Source organism: Psychroserpens citreus (genome assembly GCF_055686305.1).
The window spans coordinates 700,001-718,613 of sequence record NZ_CM145999.1 but is presented as its reverse complement, the minus strand read 5'-3'; the positions used below and the strand labels follow the sequence as shown (position 1 = coordinate 718,613).

The 18,613-nt window shown below is 33.3% G+C and carries 13 protein-coding genes and 1 rRNA gene (1 of these 14 only partly in view); 9 read left to right on the top strand and 5 right to left on the bottom strand.

The window, feature by feature from the left end; genetic code table 11:
* Positions 1-54 precede the first annotated feature (54 nt).
* Positions 55-1,119 carry a helix-turn-helix domain-containing protein gene (locus ACTU6T_RS03305; RefSeq protein WP_460219838.1) on the bottom strand — a complete coding sequence of 355 codons (1,065 nt, stop codon included), beginning with the start codon at positions 1,117-1,119 and terminating at the stop codon, positions 55-57.
* Positions 1,120-1,305: 186 nt separating this feature from the next.
* Between ACTU6T_RS03305 and ACTU6T_RS03300 the strand changes: the two genes are divergently transcribed.
* Genes ACTU6T_RS03300 through lipB form a run of 3 tightly spaced genes read left to right on the top strand, consistent with a single transcriptional unit; the run spans position 1,306 to position 2,975 of the window.
* Complete coding sequence (locus ACTU6T_RS03300; RefSeq protein ID WP_460219837.1) at positions 1,306-1,464, top strand: YqaE/Pmp3 family membrane protein; 159 nt, start codon at positions 1,306-1,308, stop codon at positions 1,462-1,464.
* Between the two features lie 39 nt (positions 1,465-1,503).
* The gene (locus ACTU6T_RS03295) at positions 1,504-2,274 is read left to right on the top strand and encodes a hypothetical protein (protein WP_460219836.1); all 771 of its coding nucleotides are present in this window, start codon (positions 1,504-1,506) and stop codon (positions 2,272-2,274) included.
* A gap of 2 nt (positions 2,275-2,276) precedes the next feature.
* Positions 2,277-2,975, top strand: a complete 699-nt coding sequence (lipB, locus tag ACTU6T_RS03290) for a lipoyl(octanoyl) transferase LipB (protein ID WP_460219835.1) — start codon at positions 2,277-2,279, stop codon at positions 2,973-2,975.
* 30 nt (positions 2,976-3,005) lie between these two features.
* Here lipB and ACTU6T_RS03285 read toward each other — a convergent pair whose 3' ends face one another.
* The 4 genes from ACTU6T_RS03285 to ACTU6T_RS03270 form a co-directional block, all read right to left on the bottom strand.
* Positions 3,006-4,055, bottom strand: a complete 1,050-nt coding sequence (locus ACTU6T_RS03285) for a nucleoid-associated protein (protein ID WP_460219834.1) — start codon at positions 4,053-4,055, stop codon at positions 3,006-3,008.
* A 120-nt stretch (positions 4,056-4,175) separates the two neighbouring features.
* On the bottom strand, positions 4,176-5,714 hold the full coding sequence (locus ACTU6T_RS03280; protein ID WP_460219833.1) for an OmpA family protein: 1,539 nt from the start codon (positions 5,712-5,714) through the stop codon (positions 4,176-4,178).
* Positions 5,715-5,836: 122 nt separating this feature from the next.
* Positions 5,837-8,272, bottom strand: coding sequence for a ribonuclease HII (locus ACTU6T_RS03275; protein WP_460219832.1), 2,436 nt, complete (start codon positions 8,270-8,272; stop codon positions 5,837-5,839).
* 27 nt (positions 8,273-8,299) lie between these two features.
* Positions 8,300-8,902: a ribonuclease HII gene (locus tag ACTU6T_RS03270; protein WP_460219831.1), complete on the bottom strand. Its 603-nt coding sequence runs from the start codon at positions 8,900-8,902 to the stop codon at positions 8,300-8,302.
* Between the two features lie 203 nt (positions 8,903-9,105).
* Between ACTU6T_RS03270 and ACTU6T_RS03265 the strand changes: the two genes are divergently transcribed.
* From ACTU6T_RS03265 to ACTU6T_RS03240, 6 genes are all read left to right on the top strand, one after another.
* Complete coding sequence (locus ACTU6T_RS03265) at positions 9,106-12,144, top strand: SusC/RagA family TonB-linked outer membrane protein (RefSeq protein WP_460219830.1); 3,039 nt, start codon at positions 9,106-9,108, stop codon at positions 12,142-12,144.
* Between the two features lie 17 nt (positions 12,145-12,161).
* Positions 12,162-13,649, top strand: a complete 1,488-nt coding sequence (locus ACTU6T_RS03260) for a RagB/SusD family nutrient uptake outer membrane protein (RefSeq protein WP_460219829.1) — start codon at positions 12,162-12,164, stop codon at positions 13,647-13,649.
* An 18-nt stretch (positions 13,650-13,667) separates the two neighbouring features.
* Complete coding sequence (locus ACTU6T_RS03255) at positions 13,668-14,501, top strand: hypothetical protein (protein WP_460219828.1); 834 nt, start codon at positions 13,668-13,670, stop codon at positions 14,499-14,501.
* Positions 14,502-14,513: 12 nt separating this feature from the next.
* On the top strand, positions 14,514-15,419 hold the full coding sequence (locus ACTU6T_RS03250) for a hypothetical protein (RefSeq protein ID WP_460219827.1): 906 nt from the start codon (positions 14,514-14,516) through the stop codon (positions 15,417-15,419).
* Between the two features lie 116 nt (positions 15,420-15,535).
* Positions 15,536-17,512: a putative porin gene (locus tag ACTU6T_RS03245; RefSeq protein WP_460219826.1), complete on the top strand. Its 1,977-nt coding sequence runs from the start codon at positions 15,536-15,538 to the stop codon at positions 17,510-17,512.
* Positions 17,513-17,931: 419 nt separating this feature from the next.
* A 16S ribosomal RNA gene (locus ACTU6T_RS03240) occupies positions 17,932-18,613 on the top strand; it runs 844 nt beyond the window's last position.

Sequence of the window (18,613 nt, the reverse complement as noted above, 5' to 3'; positions counted from 1 at the left end):
TAGTGTCTATTTAGGGTTGGAAAAGAGTACTAGTCCCTAGGTTGAATTTTGTAACTACTTGCTAAACAAGGTTTTTAATTCCTCTCTGGAGTTAACTTTTAATTTCTTATAAACATTGTTTACATGTGTTTTTACAGTGCTTACGCTTACAAAAAGAGCTTCGGCAATGTCTTTATTGCTATTATCGTTTAGTAAAAGTTCTAAAACATTTTGCTCTTGTTTAGTTAATTGTTCTTTGGCATGAGTATGTTGCTTTTTCTTTTTTTTCTTGGCTGAAAACACAAAATATAAGTTTAATAAACCAGATATTAGGAGTAAGCCTATGAGAAGGTAGGTCCAATCTGTTTCAGGTGTTTTTTTTGAAGTTTCTGGTGAAAGAATAAATTTATCTGAAGTGAGTTCGGCTTCATACTGAGTTGCATAACTCGAATTTGGGTATTTGCTTTGAAGACGATTTAATAACTCGTCATAATAAGGGTTGTTTTTTAAATCTTCGAGATAATAATTGTGAAACTGATTGCCTCGATCTGATAGAAATGTATAGATGTAAAGTTCAGCTAGAGGCTCGTCAAGAGCTTGCCCAAAATCTTGAAGTGTCTTAAACCATTTTTTATTGTTAAGTTGTCTGTTAGCTTTACTTCTAAACTCAGAATAGGCAAACCTCATGTCTTCCTTTAAAGAGTCTATCTTTATAAATGCTGCTGTCTTTTGATTATTAGATATAATATCGCAAAACATTTCAGCATCAAAAGAGAGTGGAAATGTAACGGTGTCAGTGCTTTTTGCTATGAACAAAATATCCTTACTATCGTCACAGTGTCCTTCAAAATGGTTGCTGCCTTGATTAAAAGAAGTACAATTATCTACATGAAGTTTGTAGATTTTTTGCTCAGCATCTAATTGGTCACCTTCAAAAAGAAAAAAGCCTTCCGAATTTGTTTTAGCTTTCGAAATAATTTGCTCATCATTAATGCCTTCAAGAGTTCGATAATCTTCAATAACAGACAAATAAACGTCACTCTGCCAGCGATCTTTATCAATATGTCCTTTAAATTGATGTTGTGCTCTGGCGAGTTTTCCGAAAAAAAGAAAAACAATAAAGTATATAATATATCTCACAGCACTAAACTAGCATTTTTTCTTGTAATCCACTCATTTTAGTTCAAAAACCAAATTTTAACATAAAATCAATAGCTTTTAAGTGTTAAAGTCTTTTGAGAAGTGTAACGTTAGTAAAAATAATGCGTCTTAATAATAGACATCAATCAATCATGCCAAACCTGTTTTGGCAACAAATCAATCATCATGAGTTTTTGGAGAGCAGTCCTTGCTATCATATTCCCGCCTTTATCTGTTATTGGAAAAGGTTGTGGATCTATTTTTATTGTTTTTTTATTGTGGGTTTGTGGTTGGGTTCCAGGAGTTATTGCTGCGCTAGTAATTCTTAACAATCCTGAAAGATAAATTGTATCTTTGTCTTACTTAAATCAAAATCATAACAATATGAAACAATTTTTTACACTTATCGCATGCGCTCTAACCTTAATGTTAACCAGTTGTCAGTTTTCTGAAAACATCTACATCAATGAAGACGGAAGCGGTACAATGGAATTTTCTATGGATGCCTCAGAAATGATGGAGATGGTTGGAGAAATGGGAGAAGGAGAAGCAGCAAAAGGCATGGATAAAGCAATGGATTCAACAATCGTTTTTAAAGAATTTATTGAAGAATATAAAGATAGTATTGCAACCTTATCTGCTGAAGATCAGCAAAAAATAAAAGCACTTGAAGATTTTAAAATGCATATGGTCATGAATCCAGAAACGAAGAAGATGACTTTTGATTTGTCTACCGAGTTTAAAAATGCTAATGAGCTTCAAGATATGTTTAAAGCAATGAATAGTTTTAGTAACCTACAAGGTCAAGGTGGAGCTGCCGCAAATCCAGCATCTAGCCCATTTGCTTCTATGGGAGATGGTGGAGCAACCGATGTGAGTTATGCTTACGATGGTACAACATTTAAGCGATCTGCACGAATCACTGATAAAGAAAAGCATGCTCAAGCTATTGATAGTTTAGGTCAAGCTGCTATGATGTTTGGATCATCTAAATATAAAATCAATTATCACTTTCCTAGACCAGTTAAATCTATCTCTAAAGAAGGTGCTATGTACAGCGAAGATCGTAAAACTGTAACACTTGAAGTTGGATTTATGGATGTACTTAAAGATCCTGAATTACTAGACTTTGAAGTTGTTTTAGAAGATAAATAGTATTGAATAAAAATATAAAATTTGAAGATTTAGGCACTAAAGACTTTAAAGCAACTTGGGATTACCAAGAAGATTTGTTTAAAGGAATTTTAGATGTGAAAATCAAAAATAGACGTGAGGATGCTGGTCTTGAAACAGATAATTATTTTCTGTTTGTAGAGCATCCTCATGTCTATACTTTAGGTAAAAGTGGCGATATGTCTAACTTGCTTTTATCTGAAACTCAGCTTGCGCAAAAGGGCGCGACATTCTACAAAATTAATAGAGGAGGAGATATTACCTACCATGGCCCTGGGCAAATTGTAGGATACCCAATTCTAGATTTAGATAACTTTTTTACCGATATTCATAAATACTTACGATTCTTAGAGGAAGTTATTATTCTCACTTTAGCTGAATATGGTTTACAGGCCGAACGTAGCCCTGGAGAAACAGGGGTTTGGTTGGATGTTGGGACGCCTTTTGCACGAAAGATTTGTGCTATGGGAGTTCGTGCAAGTCGTTGGGTAACAATGCACGGATTTGCATTAAATGTAAATGCAAACTTAGGTTATTTTGATAATATTATCCCTTGTGGAATAAAAGGTAAAGCTGTGACCTCTTTGCATGTTGAGTTGGGAGTTGAAAAGGTTGACGAATCTCAAGTAAAATCTAAGCTGGTAAAACATTTTAAGACGCTTTTTGAAGCGGAGTTTGTTTGATAAATATTACCTCTTAAGTCTTTTTAAATTTTAACCTTCTTCGTTAAAAAAGACTTTGTAATAATGCATTTTTTTTTCTTCATCATAACCGCGCTCTAAATACTCTGCAGAAGCATCTGGTGCGTCAACATCTAGTTTAATGTGAATATTTGTATCAAGTTTAATTTCAGTTTTTATCTTTTGTTTCTGCTTTTTTAAGACCTTTTCTGAAACATCAAACTGATTTCTAATTAAAATATGATGATCATTTTCATAAGTTTTTTTGAAATCCTCAAATAGCTGAAGCGCATCTTCTTTTTCAAATACTTCGTCTTTAAATGATTCTATATTTACTATCTCATTTTCTTTGAAGAAATCTACAGTTTTGGCAAGGAAATTACTTTGCTCTTGTCCACCAAATTGTGGTTGCATAACTTCTTTTGAGAATTCACGACACATTTCAATATAATTCTTGGTGTGCTGATTAGAATCATCTGGGTATTTAATGTTTAAAAAACTTTTAATCCAATATTGTGCATCGTAATTATTGTTATCTATGCTTAATACAATTTTGCCTTCAGTGTCTGCTGCATTTAAGATGAGGACACCTTTATCTACCTTTTTTGTCGCAATTCCTTTTTGTGTTATAATGTCATAACTTCCGTGTTCTAAATAGGTTTGGAAGAAATGAGATTTATTTTCAATTTTAAAAATTCCTACAGCATCTGTTTGATAATCTTCATATTGAATATCGTGAAACATACAAACGATTACATCTCCAGTCTTTATTTGAGCAGAATTGGATTGTTCAAATAAATGCATGACAATGTGCTTGGAGATGTCTACAAAATCTGTGTCATCTTGTAATAATTGTGATGCATAACTATTAATTTCATTTAAATCTATATTAGCATGGTGATTAAAACGATAAGATTCTGCTAGGCTAGTAAATGGTCTCAGTAAATATGGAAGGATTAAGTCATAACTTATTTCTTCAAAGTCTATTGGTTGCTCTGAAAATGCATTTTTTGTGCTATTAAATTTGTTGCCTACCTTATGGAGAATGCATTTAGAAATAGAAGCCTTATTACGTTTTATCATAATGTAAAATTAAAGTCGCAATACTACTAAATTTTAGTCTGAATAAACAAAAAACGCCAAAGAAAACTCTTTGGCGCCTTCATAAAGATTGAGGCATCGATTTGGTTACTATAAATGCGATTATTGTTTTATAAATTCAACACGACGGTTTTGAGCTTTTCCTTCTGGAGAGGTATTGTCTCCAATGGGTTCACTTTCGCCTTTACCATCTGAAAGAAGCCTATTGGCATCAATTTTATAAACTTCTATTAGTGCTTGTTTTACAGCTTTAGCTCTAGTTTTTGATAGTTTCATATTTGTATCATCACTTCCATCGGCATCGGTATGGCCAACAATTTTTAGTGTAATACTATTGTCTTGTTGTAATACTTGTGAAATTTGTCGGATGATTCCGTAAGATTGTGATTGAATAGTAGAAGAACCAGAATTAAATAGAATCCCATTAGTCGAAATTTTCCCTTCACTTATTAGTTTCCGTCTAAGGTCAACACCGCCTTCAGCAACTTTTAAATTTTTAATAAATATGCGTTCTTCACCGTCTTTAAAATTATTGATGTGAAATTTTATGTGATTTAATACATTTGGAACTTCAATAAATCTTGGAATATCAACATATTTAGTTTGATTGACCCATAATCTGAATCGCTTTTTTGTTACAGCAATCGCAATATGTGGTTGATTTAATACGTCGTCTCTAATATCTGATTTAACAGTAGAGTTAACATCACCTCCATTACGATTGAAGAAATTTTGGTTTCTAATATCGAAAGCTGCATATTGACCAAATGGAAGAGATGACATAACATGATGTTCTGTACCTTTGTTAAATTTTAAATTATCACTTAGATAAATGTGTAATCGTGCTGTTGAAGAGGTTTTATCGGTTATTCCACTAGTTAAAATGTCAAATTCTATGGTATAATCTTCTGGAAGTTGTTCAATATCTGGAATAAAAAACAAGCCATAACCTGATTTTAATTCTAACCAATTTTCGTTTTTAATTTTTACAGTTTCACCAGAACCATTCGTATTCCATTTAGAAGGAAAATCACCTATGAAATCTTGAGAAAAATCATCGAAGAAGATAATCTTATCACCAGGAACGAAGTCAAATTTGCTCAAAATTTCTATGTCATCCGATATGTTTTTAGGGGTTTTTGTTTCATCTTTACTGATTTCCGAAGGTTTGTCTGAACTGTTATTAGTTTTGTTAGCTTCTGATGAATCGCTATCGTCCTGTTCTTTAGATTCTCGTTGTCCTAATAATAATTCTTTAGCAGTTTTAATACTATACTTGAGAGCTTTTTTTGCTTTATTGATTTGCAGCGTTGCTTTTCCTTGTTTAAGAATGCCTACATTATCTAAATCTGAAACAATGTCTGGAGCACTTTCACTTAATGCTGTCATTTCTACTAGCGCTTCTTCTAATACATCAATGTCTTCATCATCTAGAGGTGTGCCAGCTTCTGCATAGCCATCATATTTGTATACTTTGTCGTACAAATCAAAAGACTCTTGTACAAAGGTGTCTACACTAGATACACCAACTCTACTTTTTGGTCTTTTAATTTTTTTGGTTTGAGCTTCAGTAAAAGGTGTTGCACAGATAAAAGCCAAACATAACAACAATAGTTTGGTATTATTTAATTTTATAGTCATGAGGAATGCAACAATTTGATTAATAGCATGTTTAAAGGTAAATAATCAAATTTAATTGACAAAAAATGATGTGTGAATTGTATGTTTTTATGTATAGTTGGTTATGGAAAATTTCTTGTTAATTATTGAATTTCATAAACAATAATAGAGTCATTATCTCCTTTGGTAACAATTTCTAGGGCACTATCTTTATCAGTATTACCGAGTTCTAATTCTGAGTTTGCGTACACAGGAAAATTGGCAATTAGTTTTGCTTGGCTGTCAAATAAATATGCTTTTTTTGCTTGTAAGTCGGTTACACTAACATAAATTTTATCGTTAATGTAAAATATTTTTGGCGCTGTATAGTCGCCAAAATCCAATTCTACAGATTTGGATTTTATGTTTAGTATGTTTTCATTCATAACAACAAGAGTTTTACTTGTTGTTGCTATTTTGTGTTCACTACTCGTATTTAAGTTGCTGTGATTAACCGTTCCAGATGGATTTATTTCTAATAATTCTCCATTAGTGTTTGAAGTCGTAAATTTGTTTTTGTATAGGTAAATGTCATTGTCTGAAAAACTGATTTTTTCTTTAACCTTTGTTCTAGTTTTTCCTGTTCTATCAAGTATTTGCATTGTGTTTCCTGAAGCGAAGACCAAATAATCTTTTCTGTTGATTCTAAAATGTTTTGGTTGAGTTGATATTATACTTGGAGCATTTGTATAGGTGAAACCTGAAACTTTTTTTCCATTTTTATCGTACATTAAGACCGATTTTCCTTGAACAATCATAAAACGATATTTTTTGTTTTTATCATAATCAAAAACGGAAACAGGCTGGGTTAATTCATCGTTAAAACCTAATGGAAATGCATTTACATTGTTGCCATTTCTATCTAAAACATAAAGTTTTTTTGAAGTGTTAAAAACTAATTGTAATCGCCCATTTTTATAAGTGTCTATTTGTTCAATTTTGCCAAGAATTTTACCGTCCAATTGTTTTTTCCAAAAGACTTTACCTTTGTTCGATATTAGATATAAGTTGTTATTTACATCTTGCACAACAATATCCATTTGGTTGTTAGTATGGTTTTTAACTAATTGCGGAGGAGAGATTAGGTTTGCATCTATTGATATGTTAAACTCTTCGGTTACTGAATTAACAGAACGCTTTGCTTTATGCGTTTTGAAAACAGCATTAACATGGGCGAAATCTGAATCATAAACAAATTGAATAATTGAATGATTGAAATTAGTGATATCTAGGGTTTTATCATCTGAAAAATTTAAATTGAGGATGTTATTCAATTCTGCTGAATTTCCGAAAAGAAGAATAGAAGCTTCATCACTTAAATCAAGTTGTGTGTCTACGTAATTGTCGCTTTCAGATAAAACGGTATTGTTTTGATGATTAGAAATAATATGCTTTAGTGTATTTAAATCATCAGTAAAAACGAAAAAATCATCTAGGATACTATAATATTTAGCATTAATAGATTTAATAAGTGGTGTAAAAGCGCTGAGAAATTCATTAGTATTAGTGTCTTCGAGTGAATACAAATTTATTGATCGAAAGTTATCTTCTACTTGATTTGCATTTAGAGCATCTTGCGCTAGTGTAGGGTCAATGGATCGAAATAGTATTGCCTGTTTATTATTGATTTTAGTTTGACCAATTTCTATAATGCTTTGAAAAAAACTCAAATGGTGTGAGGTAGAATCTTGATGTTTATGTTGTGTTAGGTTGTTCCTGAAAATACTATAATCATTAAATGTAAAACTGCTAAACTGTTCGGTAGTGTTTGGTAAAATTGAAGCTATTTTATTTTCCTGAGGAATAGTATTTTTAAATAGATTGATTAGACTTTTTGTTGAGTCTTTTGCTTTTGTTATTCCGTTAAGTAAAATTGAATTTTGAGAAACTTCAGTATCAATGAGCGTGTAATTAGAAAATTGCACTTTATTCAAAATGGAGTCGTTAAATATGATTGGTGTAAATGCTCCTTTTTTATGGTTAATTAATACGGAAGTCATTTTTGATTGATCTGAAATGCTAAATAAAGCTTCAATCTCAGGGTTTATAGTTTTAGATGAAGCAGTTTTTGTTAATTCCAACGAGTTTGAAATAAAAAAAGTGCTGTCCACTAATTTGCTGTAAAAGATATTGTTATTAAAGCTTAACTTTCTTATTCCGTTTGAATTATTGAATGTTGAATCTGTCTTTAGGTTAGGAATTGAGTCAAGATGTATATTATGTTTAGGAGATGGGATAATGTAACTTATGTTTAGGCTATCAGTATTCTTATGTGATAAAGTAATGAAACTATTGTTCTTATTAATATGGTGTAAAGGAATTAACAAGGATTGAAAATTCTCAATTTCAGAATACGCTTCAGAGGCTTTGATTAAAGCATTATTCTTTAAGCCGTTTGCTAAACTTTCTTGAGAATTTATTTTGATTATAACTTCGGTATCTTCTGGAACTAGAGATAATGGATTTGAAGGCTTTGATTTTGAGCTTTCGCAATTGAAAAAGCATAATAGACATAAAGCGACGAACCAGATGTTTTTCATTAAAAAGATTTTTACAAATATAAAAAGTTATAAATCTAATTTGAGTTGTTCGGGTAACAATCTGAAAGATTTTCTATGGTATTTGGTGACTCCATATTTTTTAATGGCTTCACGATGTTCTTTGGTTGGGTAGCCTTTGTTTTGTTTCCAGTTATACATGGGAAACTCTTTGTGTATGTGTTCCATGTATTCATCTCTATAAGTTTTTGCTAATACTGAAGCTGCTGCGATAGACAGGTATTTGCCGTCACCTTTTACAATGGTTTCAAAAGGAATGTTATTTAAAGGTTTAAACTTATTTCCATCAACGATAATGAATTCAGGTTTAAGTTTTAAGTCTTCAATAGCATTATGCATTGCTAAAATTGAAGCGTTCAAAATATTAATCTTATCAATATCTTTTGGAAATATGTGTGTATAAGCATATGCTAAAGCCTCTTGTTTAATAAGTGGCTTTAATGATACTCGATTGCGTTTTGAAAGTTGTTTTGAGTCATTTAATATGGTATTACTGAAATTTTCAGGAAGGATAACCGCGGCTGCTGTAACAGGACCAGCTAAACAACCTCTTCCAGCTTCGTCTGTACCGCATTCTAATTTAAAATTTGAAAATGATGATTTTAAGCTCAAAATGTTAAAGTTTAAACAAAGTTAAAATTTTAACGCAACCAATGAACGGATTATGTATCTAATTACTAGTAATTATAGGTCTTAGCTTGCTAAAAATCGATTATTGACTTATGGTTGCTTGTTAACATTTTTTTATTATAAATACTTGTTTATTTAATATATTATTAAGATGTTTGCGCTAGACTAACTCAAATAATTGTTTTATGAAATTAAAGTTAACATGGTTAATGACGCTTTTTATGGCGTTTGTGATGCAGTTCTCTTTCGCGCAAGAGAAAACAGTCACAGGAACAGTTACATCTGAAGCAGACGGATTACCGTTGCCAGGTGTAAGTATTATAGTAAAAGGAACTACGCGTGGAGTTCAAACAGATTTTGATGGTAATTACTCTATCAAAGCAAGTGCTAATGAAACCTTAGTATTTAGCTACGTAGGGAACAAAACAGTTGAAAGACTTGTAGGGTCTAATTCTACTATCAATGTTGCAATGGCTGAAGATCTTGGTGTTTTAGATGAAGTGGTTATCGAAGCCTACAGAACTTCAACAGCAGAGAAATCAAATATTGCATCCACAACAATTACCGCAAAGACGGTAGAGGCAAGACCAAACGCGTCATTTGCTCAGACTCTTCAGGGTCAGGTTGCTGGACTTAACATTACAACAGGTAATGGTCAGCCAGGAGGTGATAGTACCATTAACTTACGTGGTGTATCATCCTTATCAGGTAACACAGAGCCATTATTTATTATAGATGGTGTTCCAGTAGATGAGGATAACTTTAGATCTTTAAACCCAAATGACATTGAGTCATTATCTGTACTTAAGGATGCAGGAGCAACTGCTATCTATGGTAACAGAGGAGCTAATGGTGTTGTACTTATTAAGACACGAAGAGGGTCTTATAACTCAGGATTAAAGATAAACTACATTGGAACGACAGCCTTTTCAACTTTACAGAATCACGATTATAACTTAATGAACTCGAGAGAGCAGTTACAGTTAGAGAAGGATTTTGGTTCAGGATTTGGAGCGACTTTATCTGATGCAGAATTAGCAATCAGAGCTCAGCAAACCAATACAGACTGGTTAGATGTGTTCTTTGGAACAGGACTTACTCAGAGTCATACACTTAACTTGGCGTCAGGTGGTGAGAACATTAACTCGTTTACATCATTTGGATATACAGACCAGGAAGGAATCTTAAAACGTGCAAGTACACTTAAACGTTTTAACTTCAGAAGTAATATTTCTGGTAAGTCAAGTAATGATAAGTTCAACTATGGAACATCATTTACATTAAACTATTCAGAATCAAATGAACCAAATAGTATTGGTTCAGGAGCGATTAATAGAAACTATGTTTTAGGAGCCAATCAATCGGTACCATATATCTCACCAGCATCTTATGTGCCAGGTGGAGGAGGAAATATTCCAGTGTTATTTGTGAATACGCCATTATTCTTATTAGATCGTTTAGATACCTATACAAGACGTGAGGATGAGATCAAGATCATCGCAAATGTAAATGCGAGTTATAAAATAACAGATAATTTAACCTTTAGAACTTCTTTTGGTGGTGATTTTACTGATGAGCAGTTATTACGTGTAGAATCTCCAATATCTTTTAACGCACAATTATTTGCTGCCACAGGAGATAACACACCAGGATTCTCAGATCAGGATTCAAGACGTTCAGTTGCATTAAACTTTAACAACTCACTTACGTGGTCAAAAGTATTTGCAGATAAGCACTCTTTAGAGGTGTCTTTATTTACAGAATACTTTAAGGCGCACAGACGTAGTTTTGGATTTAGACAATTAGGTTTTGATCCAGCAACCTTCTCTCCTGGAGATGGAGCGTCATTCGTAAATGATAATGCTAATGATGATAATTATGTAGATACAGGTCGAGCTACAGTAAGAGATGCAGGTTTATTCTCATACTTTGGATTTGTAGATTATGATTATGATACAAGATATGGATTCTCAGCGACAGTACGTCGTGATGCATCATACCGTTTCGCAGCATCGAATCGTTGGGGTACCTTCTGGTCTGTTGCAGGACGTTGGAATATTTCAAACGAGGCGTTTATGGAAGATTCTATCTTTGATCAATTAAAGCTTAGAGCATCTTATGGTACTACAGGTAACCAAAGAATTATTGCTGTAGCAGGACAGTTTGCTTATTTTGCTGCACCAGATTTAACAGAGAACTTCTTTAACACAGGAGGACAATATGGTGGAGTAAATGGTTTATCGGCAGGACAGATTGGAAACAATGATCTAAAATGGGAAACTATTGTACAAGCTAATATTGGTTTAGACTTTGCACTTATCAATAATAGATTAAGAGGTAGTTTTGATGTGTATCAAAGAAACACTGAAGATTTATTTGTGAATACTCCAATTGCTCCGTCTATCAATGGTGGTGTTACAGGAATTCGTGCAAATGTAGGTGAATTACAAAACAGTGGATTTGATGTAGAATTACACTACGATCTTTTTAAAGCAAAAGAGGAAGATGGCTTTAATATGACACTTAACTTGGTAGGAAACTATAACAAGCAAGAGATCATTAGTTTAGGAGATTCTGGAGATGTGGCTTTAACTAGACGAGTAGGTGGCGTTATTGGAGAGATTTATGCAGCACCATATATGGGTGTTAATCCAGCAAATGGTAACTTATTATTTTTAGATATCAATGGTAACTTAACCGAAGATATTACAACAAACGATCAAAGAGCTACAGGAAAGAACATCTTCCCTGATTACCAAGGTAGTTTCGGATTTGATGCGGATTATAAGAATTTCTTCATGACAACTCAGTTTAACTATACTATAGGTGTACACCGTTCAGATTTCGATTTACAAGGCTTCTTAGATCCATCAGCAATTGGTCAGTTTAGACATTCAAGAGATATCTTAAGAGCATGGTCTCAACCAGGTGATATCACAGATATTCCATCATTAAATGCAACTAACACTGCAGATGAATTCTTATCAGATAGAAACATTAGAGAGTCAGATTACTTAAGATTACGTTTTATCCAGTTTGGATACAATGTACCAAAGAAAGTGTTAGATAAGATTGGATTTACATCTCTTAGAGCATTTGTAAGTGGAGAGAACTTAGTAACATGGAGTAAGTGGAGAGGTTTTGATGCAGAAGCATTAGCAGCATCTCAAAATGGATATCCAACACCAAAGACCTATTCAGTAGGAATTGAATTTGGATTTTAATAAAAAAATAAATTAATATGAGAAATATATATAAATTATTATGTGTTTGTTTGGTCTTTGCAGTGGTGTCGTGTAATGATGCGATTGATATTGATCAACCAGGGCGATTAGGTGCAGATAACGCTTTTCAGAGTGTTAATGACTTAAAAAGTGGTTTGCTAGGAGCATACAATTTCCTAGATACAACCAGCGAAATAGGCTATACGGCAGCATTTACAGATGAGTCGTTTAGAGGACGTGATAATGGAGGACAAAACTCCAACACACAGAACTATAATATCAACTCAAATAGTGGGTATGCTTTTAATATCTGGAGTGGAAACTATGGTGCTATAGGTATGGCTAATAGAATCATTGCAGCAGCAGAGACTATTGATAGAGCAGAAGATCCAGATTTATACGATCATGTATTAGGACAAGCCTATGCGATTAGAGCCTTTTCACATTTTACAATTCTGACGTTCTTTTCAACAGATTATACTAATGATGCGGCTTTAGCAGGATTATTACTTACAGAGCCAACATCAGATATTTTTGCAAGTGTAGCAAGATCTACTAATGGAGAATTTTACACTCAGATTACATCAGATTTAAATACAGCAGCAAGCTTGATTAATGGAACAGATGGTGATACATCAGGACTGTTTTTTATGGGACAAGATTTCATTACGGCTCTTAGAGCAAGAATGGCAGCGTATAGAGGTCAGTATGCGGCAGCAGATGGATTTGCAGCAAGTTTATTAGCAAGCTATCCAATTGCTAACCAAGCACAGTACTTCTCTATGTTTGAAGATGCTGATTTTACTGAAGTGATCTTTTCACTAGAAAGAGCTAGAGGTGATTCATACGACGGACAGGGAACTGCCGGCGGAGGATGGGCAGGAAGCTTATGGGCATTTATTGATGCAACAGCAGGTGGAGGACCATTTATGGAAATCTCTCGTTCAACATTCAACATCATGAATGGAACAGCAGATATTCGTCTACCAAGAGCAGTGAACTTAGCAGACTCTTCAATTGATCCTGGTTATGCAAGTAACCCTAACTTCTTAAATGATGATGTATTAATTGTACAAAAATACCCTGGATCAGATAGTCAGCCATTAATGAATGACTTAAAAGTATTCAGATCAGCTGAGATGTTACTTATTAGAGCAGAAGCAGCAGCAGATGCAAATCAATTAGGAGCAGCGGCACAGTTTATCAAGCAGCTTAGAGATGCAAGATTTGGATCTCCACAGCCATTACCAGCATATGCTAATCAAACAGAAGCTTTTGGAGGGATCTTAGATGAGAGACGTTTAGAGTTATTGTTTGAAGGTCATAGATGGGTAGATTTAAAGCGTTTAGGAAATAGAGGAAATAGAGTGATGGAAAGAGATGCAAAAGAGTGCTCAATCTTAGCTGGATGTTCATTACCAAATGATGATCACAGATATACATTACCTATTCCTTTAGCAGAGACTACAGCAAATAGTGCTGCAGAACAAAACCCTGGGTATTAATAAAAAAATTAAATGATTATGAAAAAAATAAAAATAGCAGTATTGTCATTACTAGTAGCAGCCTTTTTTGGTTGTGATCAGAATGATAATATCAATACGACTTTTGATTCAGTAAATGGACAAACTTTAGTGTCCTTTGCAGGAGCTGGAACAAACCTTCCTGTTTTGATTGATGAAACTGGTAGTGTAGATATTCCTGTTGAAGTGTCTACATCATCTTCAAGTGATAGAAATGTATCGTTTACTGTAGTAACAGAAGACGATGCTACAACAGCATTGCCAGCTAACTATATGTTACCTGCGTCAGTTGTAATTCCTGCAAATTCATTCGTAGGAACAATGACCGTGACTGGTATTGATGATGAGAATTTGGGGACAGCATCAGAAACAATTACATTAATGATTACAGATATCGATGGTGGAGGAACAATAAATAGTTCACCATTTGTGATTAGTATGTTTCAGGTATGTCCAGTACCAAGTGACTTCTTAACAGGAGCTTATTTAATGGAACAAACATCAGCTTTAGTTGATGGACCAACATTATCTACAGGTACTATAACTAATATTACAGCTGATGGATCATCAAGAATGTTTGATACGTTTAACTATCCAGATTACTGTACAACAAACAATCCATTTACATTTAATTTAGTGTGTAATGAGATTAATGTACCAACACAGAGAAGTAATTGTGCATGTGGAGATGGTACAGATTGGTTTTCACAACCAACAGTTGCAGAATCGTATGATTTAGATGATCCTACAGAGTTCTTCTTAACCTTTACAGATGATACTCAGAGTAACTGTAATCCACCAGTTCAAACAACTTATAAATTCACTCAACAATAAAACACAGAGAATATGAAAAACATTATAAAACTATTTAGTGTGATTTGTTTAGTGATGTGCTTTACAGCATGTGACGATAACGATGATCTAGGATTTAGCCCAACAGAGAACGTTGGATGGATTCAATTCCCTGGAGCTAATCCAGCATCTTTTAACTACAATTTATCTTTTGATCTTGGAGCTAGAGTTGGTGTTGATATTCAAGTGCCTGTAGTTGCAAGCGACCTAACAATTGGTTATAACCTAGTAAGTGTGTCTGGATTAGATCCAAATGCAGCATTTTCAAATTCAGGGTCTCTTGTAAGTCCAGCTGGATTATCAAGTTATGCAGGACCAGATAATAACACTGGGAGTGATTACGATTATTTAGCTGAAATCGAATTCGATTTCACTGAATTACCAGTACTTACAGAGCCAATGGTGTTTGATATTGTATTGACATCAACAAGTGATCCATCTGTAGGAGTAGGTTTTAATGATGAAAAACCTATTACTCAAAGAATGACGATTTGTCCAGCATTAGAAGCATCTACAGGATTTGGTCTTGGAGACTATGTACTTACTGTACCAACTGGACCAGGACCATTTGGTGATCAGTTTGCTGATGGAACTGTGGTTACGCTAACTGATAATGGAGATTTCACAAGAACATTCCAAGCAGATTACTTACCAGCTATTGGTGCAGGTTTACCTGTAGTTGATATCGAATTTACATTCAGCGCAGATGGTGCTACGGTATCAGATGGTATTTCAACTGGAGTAGGTTGTGGAGCCGAAATTATTTTAGGTGGAAATGGTGCTTCAGCATTACCATGTGGTGATGATGTAATCATGATTGACTTACTAGACTTTATAGGTGGAGCTGGAAACTGTGGTCAAGCAGATGTTCCATTAACTATTATGTTAACTAAGGTTTAACATATAAAGTTAATTTAATTATATAAAAGCATCGTAGAGTTTTCTACGATGCTTTTTTTGTTACTAGGTACTTTTCTCTCAAAAATTTAGTTCTATATTTGAACTTTATTTTATTCATGAAAAAAATCATTTTTTTTATAATTCTTGTCTGTAATATTTGTTTGGGGTTTACTCAAACGAAAAATATTCAAAAATCTCTTATCAAGAATAGTTCTGATACTATTTCTCCACAAAAGAATAATACGTTTCAAAAAAATGGCAAAACTTCTAAAAGTAAGGATGCAACAATTGATTTATATAAGATAATATCGTATGAGAATGATACGACCTATGTTGATACTTCTCTTACAATACAGAAGGAGTATAAGTTCAATTATCTTAGAAAAGATAATTTCGGGTTGTTACCTTTTGCTAATCTTGGACAAACATATAATCAACTAACAAGAGATTTTGTAAGAAATAAAAATTTACCAGATTTTGGTGCTAGAGCCAGGCATTTTAATTATATGGAGGTTGAGGATATAAATTACTTTGAAGTTCCTACACCTTTCACAGAACTTTTTTATAAAACAGCATTTCAACAAGGTCAACTTCTCGATGCTTTTTTTACAGTTAACACCTCTAAGCAGTTTAATTTTTCAATTGCTTATAAAGGTCTTAGATCACTGGGTAATTATCAACACGCTATTACAAGTTCTGGAAATTTGAGATTTACTACTAACTATAAGACCAAAAACAAAAAGTATACTGCTAAAGCACATATAGTAACTCAAGATTTGTTGAATGAAGAGAATGGAGGCTTAAAGGATAATGATATTATAAACTTTACATCTGGAGATGAGGATTTTATTGATAGAGCTGTCTTTGACCCTAATTTTGAAAATGCAGAGAATATATTAGTAGGTAAAAGATTTTATTTGGACCATCATTATAAATTATTAAATTCTGATTCTTTAAGTAATAATGTCTTGTCAATTCGAAATGTTATTAATTTTGAAGACAAGTATTTTCAGTTTGATCAAACGTCAAGTAATACTTTTTTTGGTGAATCATTCAGAGATAATAATTTAAGGGATCGATCTACTCTTGAAAATTTTCAAACTAAGTTATTGATAGACTATAATAATCCTTCAATTGGTAAGTTGAATTTTGGACTTGTATTTAATGATGTTAATTATGGTTACGATAAAATAACCATTTTAAACAATGAATTAATTCGTAACAGAATCAAAGACCAAATATTTGCTTTAGAAGGAAGTTATTTAAATCAAATTGGTAAATTAATGTTTAGTTCAGAATTTGGGATTAATATATCGGGAGACTTTGATGGAAGTTTTTTTTCTGGAAATACTAATTATCAGTTTAATCATGATATTTCCTTTGGAGCAAATGTCAATATTAGCTCTAATGCTCCTAACTATAATCTGTTATTAAATCAAAGCAATTATTTAAATTATAATTGGGATAACGTTGATAATTTTGAAAATCAAAATAAATTAGATTTTCAGCTTAAACTTAAGTCTAAAAAATTGTTGGATGTTTCATTCCAATACACTTCTATTGATAACTTTACATTATTTACATCTCAATTTCTTACAGATGAATCGCCTATAATTAAACCTAATCAGGTTGAAAATACTATTAATCTGCTTAAAGTAAGATTAGATAAAGAAATTAAGCTGGGTAAATTTGCGTTAAATAATGTGTTGCTATATCAAAATGTAAACGATAAAAGTCAATCGTTAAATTTGCCAAATTTAATTGTTCGTAATACACTTTATTATTCTAATCATTTTTTCAGAAACAATGCTTTGTTTTTGCAAACAGGAATAACGTTTAATTATTTTACAGATTACTATATGGATGGATACGATCCGTTATTGGCAGAATTTTATTCTCAAAGACAAACTGAAATTGAAGGCTTTCCTAGATTAGACTTTTTTATTAATGCTAAGATTAGACAAACTAGAATATTTTTGAAAGCTGAGCACTTTAATTCTTCATTTACAGGATATAATTACTTCTCTGCACCTAACAATCCTTATAGGGACTTTACTGTTCGATTTGGTTTAGTTTGGAATTTCTTTCTTTAAGTAATTAATCAACCATCTTTGTTTCAGGGTGTTATTGAGCTTTCAAAAAATAAATTAAAAAAAGATTGCAAAAGTTTTGGATTGAAGAAAATAGTGGTTGTATATTTGCACCCGCTAACGAGATAAGTTGGTTAAGTTCTGAGACAATATTTGGTATAAAAAAAGGGGTTATAAAAATAATTCAAAAAAAAGATCGAATAGTATTGTGGGAATAAAAAAAGGGTTTTATATTTGCACCCGCTTAAGGCATAAAAGTTTTAAGAGAAGAAAAGAAACAAGTTCATTAACATATTGAATTGACAGCGTAAGTGAGATATTGGAAACGATATTTCACAGACAAAGAATAGACCATTTTGAGTACTGAAATTAAACAATTTCGATTAGTTGTTAATAATATAGTGGAAACACTTAAAAATTTAACGATGAAGAGTTTGATCCTGGCTCAGGATGAACGCTAGCGGCAGGCCTAACACATGCAAGTCGAACGGTAACATAAGAGAGCTTGCTCTTTTGATGACGAGTGGCGCACGGGTGCGTAACGCGTATACAATCTACCTTTTACAGGAGGATAGCCTTTAGAAATGAAGATTAATACTCCATAGTATATATTAATGGCATCATTATTATATTAAAGTTTCGGCGGTAAAAGATGAGTATGCGTTCTATTAGCTAGATGGTGTGGTAACGGCATACCATGGCAACGATAGATAGGGGCCCTGAGAGGGGGATCCCCCACACTGGTACTGAGACACGGACCAGACTCCTACGGGAGGCAGCAGTGAGGAATATTGGACAATGGAGGCAACTCTGATCCAGCCATGCCGCGTGCAGGAAGACTGCCCTATGGGTTGTAAACTGCTTTTATACAGGAAGAAACCACTCTACGTGTAGAGTTCTGACGGTACTGTAAGAATAAGGATCGGCTAACTCCGTGCCAGCAGCCGCGGTAATACGGAGGATCCAAGCGTTATCCGGAATCATTGGGTTTAAAGGGTCCGTAGGTGGATAATTAAGTCAGAGGTGAAAGTCTGCAGCTCAACTGTAGAATTGCCTTTGATACTGGTTATCTTGAGTCATTATGAAGTAGTTAGAATATGTAGT